Below are 22,928 nucleotides of genomic sequence, written 5' to 3'. Positions count from 1 at the left end.
TGGTTTGAAGAGATTTTCGAAGAGTATAAACAGTCCTCAGGGGCTGTTTTTCTATGCTTTTTACTCAAAAATCTAAAGTTTGTTTCTGTATCTTTCAGGAAAATAGGGTATACTATATGTAAACGATTTCAAAGGAGTCCAGTTATGACGAAAACATTTTTTATTCCAAATAAACAGAGCATTTTAGGAGAACAGGAAATTTTGACTGCCAAGTCTATCTTGGCCTTGCTAGATGGTTTGGAGTCGCATAGTTATGATGCAGTCTATCTCCGTCAGCCTCTTAATCGTCTTGAGTATATCGAGTGTGCGATAGTGGGGCAATCACAATTTCTTTTTAAAGTCAGTTATGCTGATGATCAAAAGGCATATCGTGTCGATCTTCCTGATCTACTAACGAAGACAGACTGGGAAATCATCAAGTCATTTTTAGATGCCCTACTTGCTTATACAGGAACTGAGATTGAGGGACTAGATGGTTTTGATTTTAAAGCTTATTTCCGAGCAAGTATTCAAGCCCATCTAGCAGACACTGCAGCCCGTTTTACGATTTGCCAAGGAATTTTTAATCCTGTTTTCTTTAGTCATGAGGATTTGAAAAGCTTTTTAGGGGAAGATGGTTTGGTACAGTTTGAAGCGCGTGTACGTGCGGTTCAAGAGACAGACGCCTACTTTGCAAGAGTTTCCTTCTATCAGGATGGAGAAGACAAAGTGCACGGTGTTTACCATCTGGCTCAAGGAGTCAAGACTGTTTTACCGAGAGAACCATTTGTTCCTGCAGCCTATATGGAGCAATTGCTGGATAAGGAAGTCCAGTGGGAGATTGACTTGGTTCAAATCACAGGAGACGGCTCTAAACCAGAAGACTATGAAGCCATTGCCCGCTTGGACTATGCAAAATTCCTAGAGTCACTACCATCAGCATCTTACCACCAACTAGACGCCAATCAATTAGAAGTACAACCTATCTTAGACAAAGATTTTAAATCATTAGCACAAGAAAAGTAAAACAGAAGCAGGTCAATCGACTTGCTTTTTTGGTATAGAAAAAATCCTGCCATGAAAGACAGGATTGAATCTTAAAGAAAGGCCAAGATACGAAGATAATCTCCAATCAGTGCGACTTCGGCTACAAAGAAGAGGAGGATAATAACTCCGTTCACAAGGACAGATAAGAATAATTGATAGAAGGAGTCGGTTTCACTTGCTTGACTAGGTCTTGTAATGATATGGAGGCTAGCAAGTAGAATGATTCCAATGCTTATCACACACAAGAGGGCTGTAAATCGTAGGCTGTCAAAGAAGGCAAAGAAACTAGCAATAGCAGTGAGGAAGATTGGAATTGCCAAGAGTTGACTATATTGTTGGAGAACCTTTTCTAGCGTCCAGTCAGTTTCTTGGTGGATAAATCGTCTCACAACAAAGCTACCAAGTAGGAATGAAAAGAGGAAGAGTGTTGTTGCTACTAGGATAGAGATAATCGAAAAGAGATTTAATGAAGCAAATTGTTCAGGGAAGTGATTATGCATAGTCGCTATATGCCCATAGTAGGCTTGTTTGATGTGGTAGATACTAAAGAAAAAGGAGGATGAAGAAAATAGAATGAGCAAGATAAAGGCCGTGTAACTATGTTTGCTACTTGTTTCAAGCTTGCTTGTAGGAGATTTGATCGCTTCCACTAGCCAAGACCAAAAATCAAGCACTTGCTCTTTCCATCTGTCCGTAGATTTTGGAGCTTGGTCGGGTATATAAGGACTTTCTAAGGATTTGCTGATAAGAAGGAGCTCTTTCGTGGTTGTTTTTTGCTGAGGAAGAGCTTCTTGGCTTTCTTCAGCTATAGTGACTTTTTCTGTTTCCCCAGAAAGATCTTGCTCTTCTTCAGTAGAATCTAATGCTTTCTTTTCTTCTATTTCTGTTCTCGCTTCACTGTCTTCAGGAGCTTCAATTTTCTCCTCTTTCTCCTCTTGCTGGCTTTCCAGTTCGACTTCAGCTTGAGAGACGTCCTCCTCTACTTGAGTATTTTTTTCAATTGGTGTATCGAGATCGGCTATCGTTTCTTCAGCCTTGTCTGCAACCTCTTGAGCTTGCTCTTCAGGCTTGTTCTTGCTTGTTGTTTTTACAAAATCATTACTTTCAAACCATTCTTGTTTCATGGTAGAACCTCCTTTTTAGTTGTATATACATCATTTTGGTAGATATAAGTAGATTTGTTAAGGTCTGTTGGCTGTAGTTTCAAGACTAATATAATCTTCAGCCCTAGCTATGAGTTGACCTTTTACATCGGTTTTTTCAGTTTTGTAAGGGTTGCTTAATTCGTTTGGGTGATGTTGACTCTCATCTCTTGATAACTGATAAATAGGACCATAGTGACTTGATAGGTCTAAGTTGATTTCTTGGCTTTCTTTTTGAGTTAATGTGATGCTGAGTTCATTTTTAGAAGTTAGTTCAACCTTACCATGTACTTGGATATTTTCAGCGTGGAAGTGATTCTCTGTTGACTCTAGCTGACTATCTGTAAGGTCTGTATCAAAGATATTAATGATATTAGGGGTTGTGAGTTTACTATTTTTGATACGACTTCCTTCAATTCGGAGGAGATAGCCATTATTGGTATTGATGGTCGCATTTTCAAGACTAGCATTAGTGATACTGGTTTGTCCACGATTGGCTGACACGTTGATTCCTTTTAGAGTTCTTCCTTTTGGAACTTGTAGAATAACTTCTTCAAAACGACGAGAGTAGCTGCTTGCGATATGGAGAATCCCGCCAATTCCAGAAGAAAGAAATGGAGTTTCAGACAGTTTCTTATCCGTTAGGCTCAGCGTTTTATCGTTCTGATTTGTGATAACATCATGGTTAGCAGAAATAGATGGATGGTAAGAAATGTGGATTTGATCATCGAAAGAGTCTGTGATGGTCAGTGCGTGTTGATGGAGAGTAATCTCTAGGTTTTCGACTTCCTTGCCAAAGGTCAGCTCTTCCATCCGACTATCATAGACAGGTTCCTTAGACATGGCAAGTAGACTCTTAATTCCGTCAGATTGGATACCTACAAAGAGCAGGATAAAGCCGACAACAGTAGTCACCACACCAAAAATGAGAAATCCTCTTGTCCATTTATGCATGATGATCACCTCTCTTTCCTTTTTTGAGAACAAATTGCACCAGGCGAACAATGAGTAGGCCGAAGAAGCGGGCTACATAGGAAATACCTAGTAAGACTAGTGAAGAAGCACCGATAGCCAGTAAACCAGAACCAAAAATCAAGATAAAGGCTGATTTAGCTTGGGCTAAGACAGTGAAACTTTCAACTAAAAATAGGAATCCGCCGATGATACCCAATATGGAAACTGCAAAGAAAGCCAGAATGACAGTCAAAGCAGCCACAAGGATTGCGAACAGGGCCGTGAGGATGGCGATTCCCAGAGGAATACCGATGGGTGCAGCAAGGAGGGCTAACAAGGCGATATGCAAAATTTGTCGATTATTTTTTTGAGCGGGTGCCTCATTTATTTTTTTATCGAGAAGATTGGAGAGAACTTCGTGGGCCGCTTCTTTGGGAGTTCCCAAGCTAGCGATGAGTTCTTCTTCTCCTTCGACTCCGGCATCGTCAAAGAGTTCTCTGAAATAGTCCATGGCTTCAATTTGGTCAGCCTGAGGCAGTTTTTTGAGATAGAGTTCTAGCTGAGTCAGGTATTCAGTTCTTGTCATGGCGGATACTCCCTTCTATGATGCCATTGATAGTGTCTGTATAGAGTGTCCATTCATCTTTTAGGGTCAAGAGCTGCTCCACACCACGATCTGTCAAGGAGTAGTATTTGCGCATGCGACCTTGGAACTCTCTAGAATAGGTTGTCAGAAAGCTATTGCCTTCCAATTTTTTTAAGATAGGATAGAGCGTAGATTCTTTGATATTAGCGATCAGCTTAATGGTCTGGCTAATCTCATAACCATAAGAATCACCCTGCTCCAGTACAGCCAAGATGAGAAATTCAATCAAGGCAGAGGATGTTGGAAAGTACATGGGAAACCTCCTTTTCTAATGTATAAGATTTTTATATATATTTTTTCTACATATACATTGTACATCTAAAAGAAAGCCCTGTCAAGGGAAATGTGTAAAAATTTTATATATAAAAAAACTCCTAGTAAAAACTAGAAGTTTAGAGGATTTTATCAGCTTTGTCCACTGTAAAGAGGGCCACAGTCATCAGGATATCGACGAGTAAGAGAGCAGCTACAGCTGGTGCCCAAGAGTGGAAAAGGTCAAAACTGTAACCAAAGAGAGTCGGTCCAAAGGCTGCTAGAATATAGCCTCCTGTTTGAGATAAGCCAGACAATTGGGCAGTCTTTTCAGGTGCGCTTGTTTTGAGTGAAAAATTGACCATGAGATAAGGGAAGAGGGCGCTGGTTGCGGTTCCGATGAGGAGATGGATGGCAAGCCAGTAAAAGAAATTACCGATTGGGAAAAAGAGCATGGAAATACCGATCACACCAGCCAGTGAGACCAGAGTGAGCATGAGCTGACGGTTACGAGTAGATAAGCTGGTTGTCAGGCTTGGGATGGTCATTGAAAAAGGAATGCTAATCAGAGAGAAGATAGAAGTCAGCAAGCCAGCTTCGTGATTGGATAGACCTGCGTGAATGGCCATGGTAGGTAACCAAGTCATAGCAGTGTAAAAGAGCAAGGATTGAAAACCTGCAAAGACAATCACTGCCCAGACCTGTTTATTACGCATGACCTTTGCTTTGCTTTTTTGTTTGGTTTGCGGAGCCAGTCTGTGATTATAGCGGTGATTTGGGAGCCAGACCAAAAAAGTTGCTAGACAGAGCAGGGTGAGGAGGATGATAAGTCCTTTCCAAGAACTGGCTTGTGTAATAGGCACGGCTAGATAGGAGGCCAGAGCCGTCGCAATCCCCATAGACGTTACATATAAGGTGGTCAGAAAACCAATCTTCTTTGGTTGATTGGCTTGGATGAGACTAGGAAGCAGAACATTGATGACTGCGATACTTGCCCCAACCATCAAGGTTCCTAGATAGAGCAGGGGCAGATTGATTAGTCGAATGAAAGAACCGATAGTCAAGAAGAAGAGGCTATAGGTAAAGAGATGCTCCAAGCCGATTTTCTGAGCCAGTCGGGTAGAAAAGAGTGAGAAGAGGGTAAACATGAGGAGAGGAAGGCTGGTCAGAACACCGAGTGAACTAACTTCTACCCCCAGCCCTTGCGAAATATCTCCCAAAATAATGGGCAAAACAGTAAAAGGAGTCCGCAAGGAAACACCGATCAGGATAATACCTGGAATAAAAAAGAGTGATTGCTTTTTCATATAATACCTCTTCTAGCTGATTTTAATAACAGCTTATTTTAAGGTTTTTTCCTTATAATGTCAAGTAAGGTTTTGGGCTTTCAAGATAAAAATGGGAAAGTCTTGAAAATTATGATAAAATAGTGGAAGGAAATCTATACATTGGAGAAAAACTGTGTCTGAAAAGCAAAAAATCAGCGTATTGATGTCGGTCTATATCAAGGAAAATCCGATATTTTTAAAGGATGCTATTGAGAGTGTTCAAAATCAGACCCTGAAACCGAGCGAATTGGTTCTGGTCGAGGATGGACCTTTGACGCCTGAACTCTATCAGGTCTTAGACCAGCTTGAAGCTGAGTCTGATATTCCAGTGAAACGCTATCCTCTTGAGCAGAATCAAGGCCTGGGTCTGGCTCTTCGATACGGTGTTTTGCAGTGTCAGTACGCTATCATCGCTCGTATGGATACAGATGATATAGCTGTTCCAGACCGTTTTGAGCAACAGGTTCAGCTAATGGAGAAAGACAAGCTCGACCTATTAGGTGGACATATTGCAGAGTTTATTGACAATCCTGATGAGATTGTTTCTTACCGTCGTGTTCCGACTCAACATGCAGATATTGTAGCTTATCAAAGGATGAGAAGTGCCTTTAACCACATGACTGTCATGTTCAAGAAGGACATGGTTCTCAAGGCAGGCAATTATGAAGATGGCCTTTATATGGAGGATGACCTCCTCTGGCTCAATATGATTGCTGCAGGAGCTAAGACTGGGAATCTGGATCAAATCTTGTGTAAGGTTCGTGTCGGAGCAGGGATGTTTGAGCGTCGTGGGGGACTGCGTTACCTCAAACTCTATCGTCAAGCTCGTCAGCGCATGCTAGAGCGAGGGCAAATTTCTTACATGGAGTATGCCAAGAGTGTTGCCATTCAGATGGTGGTCGCCCTTTGTCCAGGATTTATCCGACAGTTTATTTTTATGAAACTGTTACGAAAAAGCAAGTAAAAGATTGTAGCCAATCGTAAACTGGATAAAAAGTGTTATAATAACAACATAACTATCCAGCTCTTTTAAGGAGGAGTAAATTTCTATGAATAAAAAACTCACAGATTATGTGATTGATCTGGTGGAAATTTTAAATAAACAACAAAAACAGGTTTTCTGGGGAATATTTGACATTTTGAGTATGGTGGTTTCCATCATTGTATCTTATATCTTATTCTACGGCTTGATTAATCCAGCACCTGTTGACTACATCATCTATACGAGTTTGGCCTTCCTGTTCTATCAATTGATGATTGGATTTTGGGGGTTAAACGCTAGTATTAGTCGTTACAGCAAGATTACGGATTTCATGAAAATCTTTTTTGGTGTGACTGTGAGCAGTATCTTGTCATATAGTATCTGCTATGCTTTCTTGCCACTCTTTTCTATCCGTTTTATCGTGCTCTTTATCTTGTTGAGTACCTTCTTGATTTTATTGCCACGGATTACTTGGCAGTTAATCTACTCTAAACGCAAACAAGGCAGTGGTGATGGAGAACACCGTCGGACCTTCTTGATTGGAGCTGGCGATGGTGGAGCCCTCTTTATGAACAGCTACCAACATCCAACCAGTGATTTGGAGCTTGTCGGTATTTTAGATAAGGATGAAAAGAAAAAGGGTCAAAAACTTGGTGGAATCCCTGTTTTAGGTTCTTATGATAATCTGCCTGAATTAGCCAAACGCCATCAAATCGAGCGAGTTATCGTTGCGATTCCGTCGCTTGACCCGTCAGAATATGAACGTATCTTGCAGATGTGCAATAAGCTGGGTGTCAAATGTTACAAGATGCCTAAGGTTGAAACTGTTGTTCAAGGACTTCACCAAGCAGGTGGAGGATTCCAGAAGATTGATATCACAGACCTTTTAGGCCGTCAGGAAATTCGTCTTGACGAATCACGTCTAGGAGCAGAACTGACAGGTAAGACAATCTTAGTTACAGGTGCTGGTGGTTCAATCGGTTCTGAAATCTGTCGCCAAGTTAGTCGTTTCAATCCTGAACGCATCGTTTTACTCGGACATGGGGAAAATTCAATCTACCTTGTTTATCATGAATTGATTCGTAAGTTCCAAGGGATTGATTATGTACCTGTGATTGCGGATATTCAAGACTACGACCGTCTCTTGCAAGTCTTTGAGCAGTACAAGCCAGCTATTGTTTATCATGCGGCAGCCCACAAGCACGTTCCTATGATGGAGCGCAATCCAAAAGAAGCCTTCAAAAACAATATTCGCGGAACCTACAACGTTGCTAAGGCTGTTGATGAAGCCAAAGTACCTAAGATGGTTATGATTTCGACAGATAAGGCGGTTAATCCACCAAATGTTATGGGAGCAACCAAGCGCGTGGCTGAGTTGATTGTCACTGGCTTTAACCAAAGTAGCCAATCGACCTACTGTGCAGTTCGTTTTGGGAATGTTCTTGGTAGCCGTGGTAGTGTGATTCCAGTCTTTGAACGCCAGATTGCTGAAGGTGGGCCTGTAACGGTGACAGACTTCCGTATGACCCGTTACTTTATGACTATTCCAGAAGCTAGCCGTCTGGTTATCCATGCTGGTGCTTATGCTAAAGATGGAGAAGTCTTTATCCTTGATATGGGCAAACCAGTCAAGATTTATGACTTGGCTAAGAAAATGGTGCTACTAAGTGGTCATACTGAAAGCGAAATTCCAATCGTTGAAGTGGGAATCCGCCCAGGCGAAAAACTTTACGAAGAACTTTTGGTATCAACAGAACTTATTGATAACCAAGTTATGGATAAGATTTTCGTTGGTAAGGTTAATGTCATGCCTCTAGAAGCCATCGATCAAAAGATTGAAGAGTTCCGTACTCTTAGTGGAGATGAGTTGAAGCAAGCCATTATCGCCTTTGCCAATCAAACCACCCACGTTGACTAAAAAAGAAAACCGCATATTATCAAGGTGTTTGTGAGAACCTTGGTAATATGCGGTTTATTATGTAGAAGCTTGCCTCATTTTTTTCTGAAATGGGGTTGTTGCCCAGTCTATGTTATTAAAAATACTCCAAAACTTCTAAGGGTTTGTGGGCGATATAATCAGGTTGATAGTTTAGTAGATCTGCTTGCTCTCCAAATCCCCAAGTGACAGCCAATTTCTGAATGCCTGTTTCTTGAGCACCTAGCATATCAAACTTGGTATCTCCGATGATGATGGCTTGTTCTGGGGCTAGTTGATGTGTTTGTAAGGCTTGGCGAATGACATCTGCCTTATGAGGTGCTTCAGGGCTGGAACCATAAATGCCATCAAAGAAATGATGGATTCCCAAGTTTTTAGTCATATCTTGAGCGGTAGAGGTATTCTTTGTAGTGGTGATATAAAGAGGGTAATTCTTAGATAGTTCTTGAAGCAAGTCTACAATCTGAGGAAAGAGTTGAGCTTCATGGATGCCTTTTGCCTTGTAGTAAGAACGGTATATCTGCACGGCTTCAGACATTAGGTCTTTGGGAAGGCAGGTCGCAAAACTACTTTCAAGAGGCGGTCCCATAAAACCACGAATCGTTTTGGCATCAGGGCTAGGTACCCCCAACTCCTTAAAGGTATGGGTAAAGGCATTGTGAATCCCGATAGAACTGTCAACGAGGGTTCCATCCAGATCGAAAAAAATCGCTGTGATAGAGGTCATGGTTTCTCCTATTTTGATAAGTTATTCTCCGAAAATTTCTTTTTGGAGGCGACGACCAGTAGGAGTAGCAGCTAGTCCACCTTCAGCTGTTTCACGAAAGGCAGTTGGCATGCTTGCTCCTACTTGGTACATGGCATCGATAACTTCATCCACAGGGATTTTAGATTCGATACCTGCCAAGGCCATGTCTGCTGCGATGAAAGCAAAGCTAGCTCCCATGGCATTGCGCTTGACGCAGGGAACTTCGACCAATCCTGCCACAGGGTCACAGATGAGGCCTAGCATATTTTTAATGACAAAGGCAATAGCTTGACTGGCTTGATAAGGTGTTCCACCTGCAGCTAGAGTCAAGGCGGCAGCACTCATAGCAGAGGCCGAACCAACCTCAGCCTGGCAACCACCCTCAGCACCTGAGATAGAGGCATTGTTTGCGATGACTAGTCCAAAGGCACCAGCAGCAAAGAGGAAATCCAGCTGTTGCTCGTGACTGAGGTCTAATTTTTCAATAGCAGCAGTGAGAACGGAAGGCAGACAGCCAGCACTTCCTGCGGTCGGAGTGGCACAAACCAAGCCCATTTTGGCATTGTGTTCATTGACTGCAATGGCATTTCGGGCAGCAGAGAGAATCGTGTAATCTGACAGAGTTTTTCCGTTTTTAATGTAGTGATCCAATTTGGCAGCATCTCCACCTGTCAGGCCACTACGAGATTTATTTTCATTGAGGCCAAGTTGGACAGAGGCTTTCATGACTTCCAGATTACGTTCCATGAGAAGGAAGACTTCTTCACGTTCGCGACCGGTCAATTCAAACTCTGTTGTAATCATGAGTTCTGCGACATTTCCTTGAAAGTCTAGATCTGCTTGCTCGACCAATTCTTTGATAGAATAAAACATGCTTCCTCCTATTTAAAGAAATTGACATTGTGGAGATGAGGGATTTTTCGAATTTCTTCGATAGCCTCATCACAGTTGCGACTGTCAACTTCGATAATCATAATAGCTTTTTCACCAGCTTTTTCACGAGTAACATTCATCTGAGCGATATTGATACCATAGCGGGAAAGGGCCTCTGTTACGAGGGCAATCATGCCTGGAATATCTTGATGAACAATGATGATAGTCGGTGTATTCATACTGAGAGAGACGGCAAAGCCATTGAGTTCGGTGACCTGAATATTTCCTCCACCGATAGAAATACCAGTTACACTGATGGTCTTGTGGGCATTTTTGACGGTAATTTTAGTGGTGTTTGGATGAGGAGCATTGCTGTCTTTTTGAATGGTCCAGACAATCTTGATACCACGCTTGTGGGCAATTTCCAGGCTGTTTGGGATTTCAGGATCATCTGTATCCATGCCCAAAATACCTGCAACAAGGGCTAGGTCTGTCCCGTGACCACGATAGGTCTTGGCAAATGAGTTAAATAGTTGGAATTCGACTTCTGTCGGAGTATCATCAAAAATGGAAGAGACAATCTTCCCAATACGAACAGCGCCAGCGGTATGACTACTAGATGGGCCAATCATAACTGGTCCGATGATATCAAAGACAGATTGAAAACGAAGTGATTTCATCAGTTTCCCCTTACAAAAATTCTTATCTCTATTATATCAAAGAATAAAGGTCTTGACTTTAATTGTGGATGAAAACCTTTCTAATACCTCAAGTAGCATAAAAATAGTATCTTTTATGACAAAAAATACCTTATTTAGGGAAATAAAAAATAATTTTGTAATATTTCTACATAAAGGCGTTAAGAAACGGTAATATTCAAAGAGTATGATAGAACTATAGAAAGAAGGAGAATTTTCAAATATGAAAACAACAACTAAAAAGATTAAAACAACTCTTGCAGGAGTAGCTGCCTTGTTTGCAGTATTTGCTCCATCATTTGTATCTGCTCAAGAATCATCAACTTACACTGTTAAAGAAGGTGATACACTTTCAGAAATCGCTGAAACTCACAACACAACTGTTGAGAAATTAGCAGAAAACAATCACATCGACAACATTCATTTGATTTATGTTGGTCAAGAGTTGGCTATTGATGGTCCTGTAGCGCCTGTTGCAACACCAGCTCCATCTACTTATGCAGCACCAGCTGCTCAAGATGAAACTGTTTCAGCTCCAGTAGCAGAAACTACAGAAGTAGTGGAAGAAGCAACACCAGTTGCAAGCGCTCCTGTAGAAGAAGCAACTGTTGCTGCAGCAGAAACTTCAGCACCAGCTGCAACTGTAAGCGGATCTGAAGCAGAAGCTAAAGAATGGATTGCACAAAAAGAATCAGGTGGTAGCTATACAGCTACAAATGGCCGTTACATCGGACGTTACCAATTGACAGATTCATACTTGAATGGTGACTACTCAGCTGAAAACCAAGAACGTGTAGCAGATGCCTACGTTGCAGGACGTTACGGTTCATGGTCAGCCGCTAAAAACTTCTGGCTTAACAACGGCTGGTATTAAGAAATAGGGGAAAGAGCTTTGAATAGCTCTTTTTTCTTTCCTTTTTAGAATCCTGTTCACTCTTTGTAGACTATATGACATAATCTTCTCAAAAAAGTAGTATAATGTTTTTATAGAATATAAATAGTGGTGGTTAGCATGCATGCATTATTAGCAACGAGATTAAAAAATAAGCGAAAAGAGCTGGGATGGTCGCAAAAAGAGTTGGCAGAAGGAATTTGCCAACAAACTCAGATAGTCGCATGGAACAAGGCAAATATATGCCAGGAGCAGATTTGTTATATAAATTATCTGAAAAAATGGGATTAAATATGGACTATTTCTTTTCAGGAGAAATTTCGAAAGAGTTTCTAAGCTTGTCTGCTTTCAAGAGATTGTCTGAAACATTGTTGGAAAATCAAGATTATGCCTCTTTGAAATATGCTTTTGAGGGAGAAAGAAAGCAACAGACTTCTTTATCTTTTGATGAAAAGATTTATCTGGACTGGATAGATGCCATTCTAACCTATCAATGTGAACATCAATTAAAACTAGCTATTTCAAAAATAGAGGACATCCTCAGTAGGATTAGTATTGATAAAGTGGATTATTTGTATATTTTGAATACCCTGCTGATTTTCTTAGGCTATGATGAGGATAAGGAGAAATTTGAACAACTATATGATCAGGTTTCCGTAGCTCTTTCAAAAATCGATACCAATGTGCGTGAACAAATTGAGTTGTATATCAAAATAAAATACAATTATTGTTACCACCTTTGGAAACAGGAGGAGATGGATAAGTCCAGAGCCCTATTATTGGAGATAATTGAATTTTGTAACAAATATCATAGTAGCTTTAGGTTAGCAGATTTATATTGTTTGTTGGGAAATGTAACAGAAGATCTTGATCTCTCTGTTGCTAAGGACTATTATATGAAAGCTAAGGTGCTTTATCTAATTGAAAATAATGAAGTCATGGCACTCAAGGTAGAACAATATCTGATCGATAAGTAGTCAGAGAATATATAAGGATAGCAGAAGCTATCTTTTTTATGTGTAAAATATAACTATAATTCTTCTTTTTAAAAATATTTATATCATTGCTTAAATCGCTTGACAGTTTATATATGTTGATTTATAATAGAGGTGAAACGGGGGCATGTAAGCGTTGACAAATTCAGTGCCCTTAACTTTGTATTTAGTCGAGAATTATGATGTAGCTAGATAAGAAAGAATTCTAGCTTGATACAATCTTACCAGTCTTATTTAAAGTTATGATGGAACTATTTTCAAAATAAATAGGCCTCTGTTTTAGGCAGAGGCGTGAATCAGGAGGTTAAGTAATGGACTACAATTTAAAATATATCTTATCAGGAATATTTAGCATAGTCTTTATAGCTTTCCTAGTCTGGATGCGTTATTTTAATCAGAAGAAGGAAGAAGCGCATTCGGATGTGTCTTTTGAATCGAGATTAGACAGTGAGGTCAAGACCTTATATAAACAACTAGGATTGGGTGAGGGGCCTCACTATTTCTTAGCTTATCGCTACTTACACCCTTGGTTTAATCTAGCGATTTTACCACCAACAGTTGAAATTCTCTTAACTAAAATAGCACTAGTGATGATAACTCCAGATGAACTACTGATAAGAGATCTTGGAAATGGGATGACTTTCACAAATGAGCATCATCGCGATTTGCGGCAAGGACTTATCCGCATTCCAAAATCAGAGATGAAAGAATTTGAGATTCGCAACTGGAAAAGAGCTTTTGTATTTGGCGATTTTTTGACAATCAAAACAAACCAACATAGCTATTATTTACAGGTTAGAGATGATGGACTTCAAAAAGGAAGTCTTTCCATCAAACATTTCTCAGACTTGAAACGACAAGATTTTTTAGGATTATTGACAGATAAAAGAACATTCTGATAGCCAATTGCCCTAACAGCTTATTGTAAACTTTGCAAATAAGCTGTATATACTAGAATCCATTCAGAAAGGAAATTTCTATGAAAAATAAAATTTTAATCATTGTTTATATTTTAGCCTCGCTAATCACCAGTTTTGTAATCTTTTCATTTTTGCATATTGATTTTAAATGGTGGATAACTCTGGCTATAAGTGCAGGATTTATTTACACCTACTTAAAATCTAGTAAAAAATAAAAAGCAATTGTACCTAGCTCACTTTCGTCTCTTCACGGGAGGTATCTCTATGAAAAAAATCAGTCATCTTTGTATGTTTCTGCTGTTGCTGTGTACCACTTTTTTTGTTTTTAATGTAAACTTCACACGTGAAACGGTTCGGATTCGGGAAATGGGAAAGACTGTAGATTCTTTGGATTTGTATTTGAAAGATATTAACGAACCTGCAGCGTCTGTTCTTCGATTTTTTGAGGATGTATCAAAGGAGTACAAGGTCTCCATCATCAAAACAGACAGTGGTGATGAGGTGATCAAGTCTGGTGTTTTTGATAAAGATACCTTCCCCTACCAAGAGTTTGGGATTTCTTCTCTTGATTTTACCACAGATGGTGAAGGAGTCTACAGTAATAAAGAAATTTCCAATAAACTTGGTACGATTCCGACTTTTCTAAAAGCCAAGCCTATTCAGCTTATGACTTTTCAAACTTATATCAAGGATACATCTCGTAGTTTAGATGGTCGCTATACGATAACTTCTACACAAGAGATGGACAAGGATAGGATTGTACAGAAATGGAGCGATTTTTTCAAGATAGACCAGACGACCTTGCTAGAGCCGACCTACAAAAGTGCAGTGGAAGTCATAAATCGAGATTTGCTTTTGTCTGCCATTGTCTTTGTCTTGGCTATTTTACTTCTTGTGTTAGTAACAGTTTATCAGCCAATGATGGAGATGAAAAGAGTTGGGGTACAAAAATTACTTGGTTTTCAAGATAGGGCTGTTTTAGCTGATGTTGTTAAAGGCAACCTCTACCTCCTCCTAGGTGGGGCTCTTGTGATCAATCTAGGCGTGTTTTTCTTGCTTGATTATAAGCCAAAAGATTTGTTTCCTATGCTGTGGTTGTCTCATTTTTTGCTGTTGCAGCTTTATCTCTTTATCAGTTGGTTGACTTACCTCTTAATCCAAAAAATGACAATCAGCTCTCTGCTGAAAGGTTTTTCATCTTTCAAATTTGGTCTAATCTTCAATTATGTGATGAAAATTGGAACCACTATTTTACTGATGGCCTTATTGATTGGGGTGGGCAGAAGTCTAGAACAAGAAAACAAGGAACTTGCTTATCAGCAACAGTGGGTAAGCCAAGGAAATTACCTGACCTTAGAAACCTTCCAACTTAATGATAACCTGTGGCAAGAAGAGCTAGCCGGTTCAGGAAAATCTACAGATTATTTTTACCAAATTTATCAAGATTTGCTAGCAAAAATACAAGTAAATTATGTGCGAAGTGCGAGTCTTCCTATCAAACCAGTCATCAAAGCAGAACAAGTGCAGCACTACCAACTGCCTGATGAGGTAGATGTTTACTATGCCAATCGCAATTTTCTAAAGAGCAAGGGATTCAAGCTACCAGATACCGGTATTAAAAAAGTTATTTTGATGCCAGCAAGTACGAAAGGTGAAGAAGATAAAAATCAGCTCTTGGGGAAGTTAATTGCCTTTCATTCGATGAAGTATGAAGAGCAGCAAAAACGAACGATAGAGGAGATGGATGTCGAGATTGCCTATTATGAAGGAGATTGGTCATTTTTCCCATATAGTGATAAGCGAAAGAAAAATCTCTCCAATCCAATTATTAGCTTGGTCAATGATTCTGATATGATGTGGGATGAGAAAGCCTCCCTGTCAACAACTGGCTTAAATAATCCGATTAAAATTGAAAATACGGTTCAACATCAAAAAGAGATTACAGAGTTAGTTGAGAAATTGTCAGATGGAAATTATTTAAAATTTTCATCTATTCAAGCCATTCAACAAGAGAAAGTGGATTCTTATCGAGATGCTGTTCGGAATTTTAACCTACTCTTTGCTTTGTTTGGTCTCCTTAGCATGATGATTTCCTACTTCTTACTAGTAACAACTTTCTTATTGAAGCGCAGGGATATCATTACCAAGAAGTTTATGGGGTGGAAACTGGTCGATCGCTACCGTCCTCTCCTCGTTCTGCTCTTGCTGGGCTATAGTCTGCCTCTTCTAGTCTTGATTTTCTTTGCCCATGCGCTCTTGCCACTCCTACTTTTTGCAGGTTTTACATGTTTGGATATACTATTTGTGCTAGGCTTGGCTTCTAGGATGGAGAAAAGAAGTCTAGTAGAGTTATTGAAAGGGGGCATCTTATGATAAAGTTGAAAAATATTACGAAAACCATTGGGGGAAAAGTGATTTTGGATAACTTGTCTCTCAGGATTGATCAGGGGGATTTGGTAGCCATTGTTGGCAAGAGTGGTAGTGGTAAGTCGACCTTGTTAAATTTATTAGGTTTGATAGATGGTGAATATAGCGGACGGTATGAGATTTTTGGTCAGGAAAATGTACCTGTCAATTCTGCCAAGTCGCAAACAATAATCCGTGAACATATCTCTTATCTATTTCAAAATTTTGCCTTGATTGATGATGAAACGGTCGAGTACAATCTCATGCTGGCGCTGAAATATGTGAAATTGTCCAAGAAAGACAAGCTCAAAAAGGTGGAAGAGATTTTAGAGAGAGTAGGTTTGTCAGCTACTTTGCATCAAAAGGTCTCCGAGTTGTCTGGGGGCGAACAACAACGAATTGCAGTTGCTAGAGCCATCTTAAAACCCAGCCAGCTGATTTTAGCCGATGAGCCGACAGGTTCGCTGGATCCTGAAAATAGAGATTTGGTATTGAAGTTTCTCTTAGAGATGAACAGCGAGGGGAAAACAGTCATTATCGTGACCCACGATGCTTATGTAGCCCAACAATGTCATCGTATCATTGAATTGTAAAAAATATAGAAATCTTATCAAAAATCTTTAAATTTAAGGACACCTTTAAAATTTAATTTTAAAACACTCATTTATCAACATTTTTGGATTGATAAAAATAGGAAATCGGTTGTTTTTGGGAGATTCCCTAAAATCACCTACTAACCACACGTACTAAAAAGATATTTTCTATGGAAATCGTATGACTCTGAAGCTTCGAATAGTTCAGTTTTCGTGATTTTTATGCTATTCTAGCTTTAGAAACCTTCAGAACGTAAAATTTTAAGCAGTAAAGACTTAGAATAGCCCGAAAATATTTATTTTATGGTAATCCTAAACGTAGAATTTCATGGATATTTATGGATTTAATCTGTTCGATAGTTAGGACAGCTCTATTCTGGGAAATCTGAGCTATCAATGGTTTAGAACAGCATTTCAACAATGGATTTTGTTGAAGGATTGATTGATTTGTGATACTCTAAAATAAAACTGATTTAATGGAGTAAAAGGAAAATAGTTCAATGAAACATTTTTTTGCAGGATTAGGTGAAATAAACTTTATAAATTATCTATTGTATATATGTGTAGGACTAGCCCCTCTTTTTCATATATATGTCATAGGTTCGGAAATGAGTTTTGTAAAAATAGTATTATCTATTTTGGGAATTATATTTGTTTGTATTTTAACTATTGCTCGAATTTATAGGACTTTTTTCTATAAAGAATAGTTTGGATTTGAACTGTGTCTAAAAACAGAGGTTGGTCGATTGACAGCCTCTTTCTTGTCTTCTCTAACCAAGCGTGTTATAATGAATACTGCTCAAGCGACCTTCAATCGTAAGCACACACGACCTTCAATCGTGAACTAGTCATTTCGTTTATCTTTTATTACGTCGTTAACTCGTCTTGCCTAACTCAAGTTATGCCTGCGACTCGTTGCCTAGTACTAAAAGCAAACGAAATGACTATACTCAAAGAAATTCTGTTGAAAGTCATAGTAAATAGAATTTTGAGGGGTATAAATAAACGAATAGATGGGAGAACTATCATGAGTGATAACTCTAAAACACGTGTTGTTGTGGGAATGAGTGGTGGTGTTGATTCGTCGGTGACGGCTCTTCTTCTCAAGGAGCAGGGCTATGATGTGATCGGTATCTTCATGAAGAACTGGGATGACACAGATGAAAACGGCGTCTGTACGGCGACCGAAGATTACAAGGATGTGGCTGCGGTGGCAGACCAGATCGGCATTCCCTACTACTCTGTCAACTTTGAAAAAGAGTACTGGGACCGCGTTTTCGAGTATTTCCTAGCAGAATACCGTGCAGGACGCACGCCAAATCCAGATGTTATGTGCAACAAGGAAATCAAGTTCAAGGCCTTTTTGGACTATGCCATGACCTTGGGGGCAGACTATGTAGCGACTGGGCATTATGCCCGAGTGGCGCGTGATGAGGATGGCATTGTTCACATGCTTCGTGGCGTGGACAATGGCAAGGACCAAACCTATTTCCTCAGCCAACTTTCGCAAGAACAACTTCAAAAAACCATGTTCCCACTAGGACATTTGGAAAAGCCTGAAGTTCGAAAACTAGCAGAAGAAGCAGGCCTTGCGACTGCTAAGAAGAAAGACTCGACAGGGATTTGCTTTATCGGAGAAAAGAACTTTAAAAACTTCCTCAGCAATTACCTGCCAGCTCAGCTTGGTCGCATGATGACAGTGGATGGTCGCGATATGGGAGAGCATGCAGGTCTTATGTACTATACAATCGGTCAGCGTGGCGGACTCGGTATCGGTGGGCAACACGGTGGTGACAATGCACCGTGGTTCGTTGTCGGAAAAGATTTGAGCCAAAATATCCTCTATGTCGGACAAGGATTCTACCATGACTCGCTCATGTCAACCAGCCTAGAAGCTAGTCAAGTCCACTTTACTCGTGACATGCCAGAGGAGTTTACGCTAGAATGCACGGCTAAATTCCGCTATCGTCAACCTGACTCTAAGGTGACCGTCCATGTCAAAGGAGACAAGGCAGAGGTTATCTTTGCAGAACCGCAACGCGCCATCACACCAGGTCAGGCAGTTGTCTTTTACGACGGGGAAGAGTGTCTAGGTGGTGGTTTGATTGACAATGCCTACCGCGATGGACAAGTTTGTCAGTACATTTAGATTGACAAATTTTCTCAATTTGCTACAATAATAAAAGCAATAGAAATGATGGTCAAAGCTCATGGATGTTGCAGGCTTTTTTGTCCTGCACTTCTTTGGAGTTTTGACTGTTTTTGTGTCGTTTAAGGGAAAGGACAAGAATGACTCAGCAAGACTTTCGGACAAAAGTAGGAAATACGGTTTTTGGTGTTCGGGCGACAGCTTTGGTTCTTCAAAACCGCAAGCTTCTAGTTACCAAAGATAAGGGTATGTATTACACCATTGGCGGTGCGATTCAAGTCAATGAAAGAACGGAAGACGCAGTAGTCCGTGAAGTGAAGGAAGAACTGGGTGTCAAAGCTGAGGCTTTGCAACTAGCTTTTGTGGTTGAAAATCGTTTTGAACAGGACGGTGTTTCCTATCACAATATCGAGTTTCATTATCTGGTAGATTTGCTTGAAGATGCCCCATTGATCATGCAGGAAGATGAGAAAAGGCAGCCCTGTGAATGGATTGACATAGACAAGCTTGAGGGTATCCAGCTAGTTCCAACCTTTTTAAAAACAGCCCTATCAGAATGGGACGGCCGACTAAAACACATTCATCTTGAGGAATAGGAGAGAAATATGACTTATCATTTTACTGAAGAATACGATATTATTGTAATTGGTGCGGGACACGCTGGGGTAGAAGCATCCCTAGCCGCTAGCCGTATGGGTTGTAAGGTCTTACTTGCGACTATCAACATTGAAATGCTGGCTTTCATGCCTTGTAACCCCTCTATCGGTGGTTCTGCCAAAGGGATTGTTGTGCGTGAAGTTGATGCCCTCGGTGGCGAGATGGCCAAAACCATTGACAAGACTTACATCCAGATGAAGATGCTTAACACAGGGAAGGGGCCAGCTGTCCGTGCCCTTCGTGCGCAGGCTGATAAGGAGCTTTACTCTAAGGAAATGCGCAAAACGGTTGAAAATCAAGAAAATCTCATCCTTCGCCAGACCATGATTGATGAGATTTTAGTAGAAGATGGCAAGGTAGTTGGTGTGCGTACTGCGACTCATCAAGAGTATGCTGCCAAGGCCGTTATCGTGACGACAGGGACAGCCCTCCGTGGAGAAATTATCATCGGAGACCTCAAGTACTCGTCAGGTCCTAACCACAGCCTGGCTTCTATTAACCTAGCTGATAATCTCAAGGAATTGGGCCTCGAAATCGGTCGTTTCAAGACAGGGACGCCTCCACGTGTCAAGGCTTCCTCTATCAACTACGATGTGACAGAGATTCAGCCAGGAGACGAAGCGCCAAATCACTTCTCATACACTTCACGTGATGAGGACTATGTTAAAGACCAAGTACCGTGCTGGTTGACCTATACCAATGGTACCAGCCATGAGATTATCCAAAACAACCTCCACCGTGCGCCAATGTTTACAGGTGTGGTTAAGGGAGTGGGACCTCGTTACTGTCCATCGATTGAGGACAAGATTGTGCGCTTTGCGGACAAGGAACGTCACCAACTTTTCCTCGAGCCAGAAGGGCGCAATACTGAGGAAGTTTATGTTCAAGGACTTTCAACCAGTCTACCTGAGGATGTCCAGCGTGAGCTGGTTCATTCCATTAAAGGTTTGGAAAATGCTGAAATGATGCGGACAGGTTATGCTATTGAATATGACATGGTCTTGCCTCACCAATTGCGTGCGACTCTGGAAACCAAGAAAATCTCAGGTCTTTTCACTGCTGGTCAAACAAATGGAACATCAGGTTACGAAGAGGCTGCTGGGCAAGGGATTATCGCGGGTATCAATGCGGCTCTGAAAATCCAAGATAAGCCTGAATTGATTTTGAAGCGCAGTGATGGTTATATCGGGGTCATGATTGATGACTTGGTGACCAAGGGAACCATTGAACCCTACCGTCTCTTGACCAGTCGTGCTGAATACCGTCTCATTCTCCGTCATGACAATGCCGATATGCGTTTGACAGAGATGGGGCGTGAGATTGGGCTTGTGGACGATGAACGCTGGGCTCGTTTTGAAATCAAGAAAAATCAATTTGAAAATGAGATGAAGCGCCTAGATAGTATCAAACTTAAGCCAGTCAAGGAAACCAATGCCAAGGTTGAGGAGATGGGCTTCAAACCCTTGACCGATGCAGTGACAGCCAAGGAATTCCTTCGCCGTCCAGAAGTTTCTTACCAAGATGTGGTAGCCTTCATCGGACCAGCAGCAGAGGACTTGGATGACAAGATTATCGAACTGATTGAAACAGAAATCAAGTACGAAGGCTATATTTCTAAAGCCATGGATCAGGTTGCCAAGATGAAACGCATGGAAGAAAAACGGATTCCAGCCAACATCGACTGGGATGACATTGATTCCATTGCGACAGAAGCTCGCCAGAAGTTCAAACTCATCAATCCAGAAACCATTGGCCAAGCCAGCCGTATTTCGGGAGTAAACCCAGCAGATATCTCCATTCTTATGGTGTATCTGGAAGGTAAAAATCGAAGCATTTCAAAAAATCAAGAAAAGAAAGCATAGAAAAAACAGCTCCGAAAACGGGGCTGTTTTGTTGACTTGTACTCAATGAAAATCAAAGAGCAAACTAGGAAGCTAGCCGTAGGTTGCTCAAAGCACTGCTTTGAGGTTGTAGATAGAACTGACGAAGTCAGTAACATATATACGGCAAGGCGAAGCTGACGTGGTTTGAATTTGATTTTCGAAGAGTATTATTCTTCATCTGGTGTGAGGATCATCGGGATGATGATCGGTTCACGTTCTGTATTTTCATAAAGGAAGGGGCGAATAGCGTTGACAATGGCACCATTGACAGATTGGATGCTAGCATCCTTGTTTTTCAGTGCGATACGAATGGCATTGAAGAGGATGCGCTGGCTTTGGCGAATCAAGTCGCCAGACTCTCTCATGTAGACAAAGCCTCGGCTGAGGATGTCTGGGCCAGACAGAATCATCTGAGACTTGAAGTCAACAGTTGCGACTGCCAGAACGACACCGTCTTCAGATAGATCGCGACGATCTTTGAGGACAGCAGCGCCGATTTCACCGATACGATTTCCGTCGACATAGATATCTTGGGCGTTGAAATGACCTGCTATACGAGCTGAGTCAGCAGTGAGGGCAAGCACATCACCATTACTCATGATAAAGATATTGTCCTTTTCAACACCAGTATCCACAGCTAGTCCAGCGTGGACTTTTTGCATACGGTATTCACCGTGGACAGGCATGAAGTATTTTGGCTTGATCAAGCGGAGCATGAGTTTTTGCTCTTGCTGGCCACCGTGTCCAGATGTATGGATATTGTTAACCTTACCGTGAATAACTTCGACACCAGCTTCTGAAATGATGTTAATCAGCTTATTGACGCTAGTCGTATTTCCAGGGATTGGACTTGAAGAGAAGATAACGGTATCACCTGGTTGGAGTTGCACCTGACGGTGGGTTCCGTTGGCGATACGAGAGAGGGCTGCCATGGGCTCGCCCTGACTACCTGTACAGAGGATCAGAATCTCACCAGCAGGGTAGTCTTTGATTTCATTTGGCTCGATAAAGGTTCCCTTAGGAGCTTTGATGTAGCCAAGATCGATTCCGTTGACAATGGCCTTTTCCATAGAACGACCAAAGACCGCAATCTTACGTCCAGTCTTAACAGCAGCTTCTGTTGCTTGTTGGAGACGGAAGATATTTGAGGCGAAGGATGCAAAGATGATACGTCCCTCGATACCTTGGATAATCTTCATGATGGACTGGCCGACAACCTTTTCAGAGTTGGTAAAGGTTGGCACTTCTGCATTTGTTGAGTCAGACAGAAGGCAGAGCACGCCTTCTTCGCCTAGGGCTGCCATACGGTGCAAGTCTGCTGGTTCACCCACTGGTGTAAAGTCGAACTTAAAGTCACCCGTACAAACGATTTTCCCTTGAGGAGTATGGATGACAATTCCCAAAGGTTCTGGAATAGAGTGAGTCGTTCTAAAGAAAGTTGCCTTGAGGTTTTTAAAGGTCAACTCAGTATTGTGGTTGATTTCGTAAAGTTTTGCGTTGCGCAAGAGGCCGTGTTCTTCGAGTTTCCCACGGATCAAAGCCAGGGCAAGCGGTCCGGCGTAGATCGGGACATTTGCTTGCTTGAGCAGGAATGGAATCCCACCGATGTGGTCCTCGTGTCCGTGCGTAATCAAAACAGCCTTGACGCGGTCGATATTGTCCACGATGTAAGAGTAATCAGGAATGACATAGTCGATACCAAGCAAGTCATCTTCTGGGAATTTAATCCCAGCATCGACGATAATAATCTCGTCTTGGTATTCAATTCCGTATGTGTTTTTCCCGATTTCTCCCAGACCACCGATGGCAAAAACGCCAACTTCTTCAGGTTTAAGAGTATAGGCCATA

General features: G+C 41.2%; 22 protein-coding genes. 13 read left to right on the top strand and 9 right to left on the bottom strand.

What is annotated here, in order from left to right:
- Positions 1–144: 144 nt before the first annotated feature.
- Complete coding sequence (locus tag UKS_RS09230) at positions 145–1,005, top strand: DUF4299 family protein (RefSeq protein WP_156012882.1); 861 nt, start codon at positions 145–147, stop codon at positions 1,003–1,005.
- A 71-nt stretch (positions 1,006–1,076) separates the two neighbouring features.
- On the opposite strand, the gene UKS_RS09225 is transcribed toward UKS_RS09230, so the two are convergent.
- The 5 genes from UKS_RS09225 to UKS_RS09205 form a co-directional block, all read right to left on the bottom strand.
- Positions 1,077–2,150 (bottom strand): DUF6574 domain-containing protein, encoded by a 1,074-nt coding sequence (locus UKS_RS09225; RefSeq protein ID WP_156012880.1) that lies wholly within the window; start codon positions 2,148–2,150, stop codon positions 1,077–1,079.
- A 57-nt stretch (positions 2,151–2,207) separates the two neighbouring features.
- Positions 2,208–3,122, bottom strand: coding sequence for a DUF4097 family beta strand repeat-containing protein (locus UKS_RS09220; protein WP_156012878.1), 915 nt, complete (start codon positions 3,120–3,122; stop codon positions 2,208–2,210).
- Complete coding sequence (locus UKS_RS09215; protein WP_156012876.1) at positions 3,115–3,708, bottom strand: DUF1700 domain-containing protein; 594 nt, start codon at positions 3,706–3,708, stop codon at positions 3,115–3,117. The genes UKS_RS09220 and UKS_RS09215 overlap by 8 nt, the downstream gene beginning before the upstream one ends.
- A complete protein-coding gene (locus UKS_RS09210; RefSeq protein ID WP_153219768.1) occupies positions 3,695–4,021 on the bottom strand; it encodes a PadR family transcriptional regulator in 327 nt (108 codons plus the stop codon). The genes UKS_RS09215 and UKS_RS09210 overlap by 14 nt, the downstream gene beginning before the upstream one ends.
- A 139-nt stretch (positions 4,022–4,160) precedes the next feature.
- Positions 4,161–5,327, bottom strand: a complete 1,167-nt coding sequence (locus tag UKS_RS09205) for a CynX/NimT family MFS transporter (RefSeq protein ID WP_156012874.1) — start codon at positions 5,325–5,327, stop codon at positions 4,161–4,163.
- A 154-nt stretch (positions 5,328–5,481) separates the two neighbouring features.
- On the opposite strand from UKS_RS09205, the gene UKS_RS09200 reads away from it, so the two are divergent.
- Positions 5,482–6,312, top strand: a complete 831-nt coding sequence (locus tag UKS_RS09200; protein WP_156012872.1) for a glycosyltransferase — start codon at positions 5,482–5,484, stop codon at positions 6,310–6,312.
- Between the two features lie 85 nt (positions 6,313–6,397).
- A complete protein-coding gene (locus UKS_RS09195; protein ID WP_156012870.1) occupies positions 6,398–8,248 on the top strand; it encodes a polysaccharide biosynthesis protein in 1,851 nt (616 codons plus the stop codon).
- Between the two features lie 115 nt (positions 8,249–8,363).
- On the opposite strand, the gene UKS_RS09190 is transcribed toward UKS_RS09195, so the two are convergent.
- Genes UKS_RS09190 through sdaAB form a run of 3 tightly spaced genes read right to left on the bottom strand, consistent with a single transcriptional unit; the run spans position 8,364 to position 10,567 of the window.
- On the bottom strand, positions 8,364–8,993 hold the full coding sequence (locus UKS_RS09190; protein WP_156012868.1) for an HAD family hydrolase: 630 nt from the start codon (positions 8,991–8,993) through the stop codon (positions 8,364–8,366).
- A 21-nt stretch (positions 8,994–9,014) separates the two neighbouring features.
- Entirely contained in the window at positions 9,015–9,887 is an 873-nt protein-coding gene (sdaAA, locus tag UKS_RS09185; RefSeq protein ID WP_000500041.1) for an L-serine ammonia-lyase, iron-sulfur-dependent, subunit alpha, read from the bottom strand.
- An 8-nt stretch (positions 9,888–9,895) separates the two neighbouring features.
- A complete protein-coding gene (gene sdaAB, locus UKS_RS09180; protein ID WP_117304543.1) occupies positions 9,896–10,567 on the bottom strand; it encodes an L-serine ammonia-lyase, iron-sulfur-dependent subunit beta in 672 nt (223 codons plus the stop codon).
- Positions 10,568–10,808: 241 nt separating this feature from the next.
- Between sdaAB and UKS_RS09175 the strand changes: the two genes are divergently transcribed.
- The 10 genes from UKS_RS09175 to mnmG all read left to right on the top strand — a co-directional run bounded on the left by UKS_RS09175 (position 10,809) and on the right by mnmG (position 21,059).
- Entirely contained in the window at positions 10,809–11,459 is a 651-nt protein-coding gene (locus UKS_RS09175) for a LysM peptidoglycan-binding domain-containing protein (RefSeq protein WP_156012865.1), read from the top strand.
- Positions 11,460–11,647: 188 nt separating this feature from the next.
- The gene (locus UKS_RS09170; RefSeq protein WP_232049743.1) at positions 11,648–12,454 is read left to right on the top strand and encodes an XRE family transcriptional regulator; all 807 of its coding nucleotides are present in this window, start codon (positions 11,648–11,650) and stop codon (positions 12,452–12,454) included.
- A gap of 329 nt (positions 12,455–12,783) precedes the next feature.
- Positions 12,784–13,371, top strand: coding sequence for a hypothetical protein (locus UKS_RS09165; RefSeq protein WP_156012863.1), 588 nt, complete (start codon positions 12,784–12,786; stop codon positions 13,369–13,371).
- A gap of 80 nt (positions 13,372–13,451) precedes the next feature.
- Positions 13,452–13,607, top strand: a complete 156-nt coding sequence (locus UKS_RS09735; RefSeq protein WP_173020485.1) for a hypothetical protein — start codon at positions 13,452–13,454, stop codon at positions 13,605–13,607.
- A gap of 49 nt (positions 13,608–13,656) precedes the next feature.
- Positions 13,657–15,765 carry a bacteriocin-associated integral membrane family protein gene (locus UKS_RS09160; protein WP_156012861.1) on the top strand — a complete coding sequence of 703 codons (2,109 nt, stop codon included), beginning with the start codon at positions 13,657–13,659 and terminating at the stop codon, positions 15,763–15,765.
- Positions 15,762–16,391, top strand: coding sequence for an ABC transporter ATP-binding protein (locus tag UKS_RS09155; RefSeq protein ID WP_156012859.1), 630 nt, complete (start codon positions 15,762–15,764; stop codon positions 16,389–16,391). Before UKS_RS09160 ends, UKS_RS09155 begins: the two co-directional genes overlap by 4 nt.
- A gap of 500 nt (positions 16,392–16,891) precedes the next feature.
- Entirely contained in the window at positions 16,892–17,098 is a 207-nt protein-coding gene (locus UKS_RS09900) for a hypothetical protein (protein ID WP_156012857.1), read from the top strand.
- A gap of 320 nt (positions 17,099–17,418) precedes the next feature.
- Positions 17,419–18,540 carry a tRNA 2-thiouridine(34) synthase MnmA gene (gene mnmA, locus UKS_RS09145; protein ID WP_156012855.1) on the top strand — a complete coding sequence of 374 codons (1,122 nt, stop codon included), beginning with the start codon at positions 17,419–17,421 and terminating at the stop codon, positions 18,538–18,540.
- Positions 18,541–18,680: 140 nt separating this feature from the next.
- Positions 18,681–19,136 carry an NUDIX hydrolase gene (locus UKS_RS09140; protein WP_173020484.1) on the top strand — a complete coding sequence of 152 codons (456 nt, stop codon included), beginning with the start codon at positions 18,681–18,683 and terminating at the stop codon, positions 19,134–19,136.
- Positions 19,137–19,145: 9 nt separating this feature from the next.
- Positions 19,146–21,059, top strand: coding sequence for a tRNA uridine-5-carboxymethylaminomethyl(34) synthesis enzyme MnmG (gene mnmG / locus UKS_RS09135; RefSeq protein ID WP_156012850.1), 1,914 nt, complete (start codon positions 19,146–19,148; stop codon positions 21,057–21,059).
- Between the two features lie 188 nt (positions 21,060–21,247).
- Here the strand turns inward: mnmG and rnjA are convergent, their stop codons facing one another.
- Entirely contained in the window at positions 21,248–22,927 is a 1,680-nt protein-coding gene (rnjA, locus tag UKS_RS09130) for a ribonuclease J1 (RefSeq protein ID WP_156012849.1), read from the bottom strand.
- Position 22,928: the final 1 nt, after the last annotated feature.

Origin of the sequence: Streptococcus sp. 116-D4, assembly GCF_009731465.1 — a bacterium.
Lineage (GTDB): Bacteria > Bacillota > Bacilli > Lactobacillales > Streptococcaceae > Streptococcus > Streptococcus pseudopneumoniae_E.
Note: the sequence above shows the minus strand (reverse complement) of the source record. Positions and strands in the feature narration are given on the sequence as shown.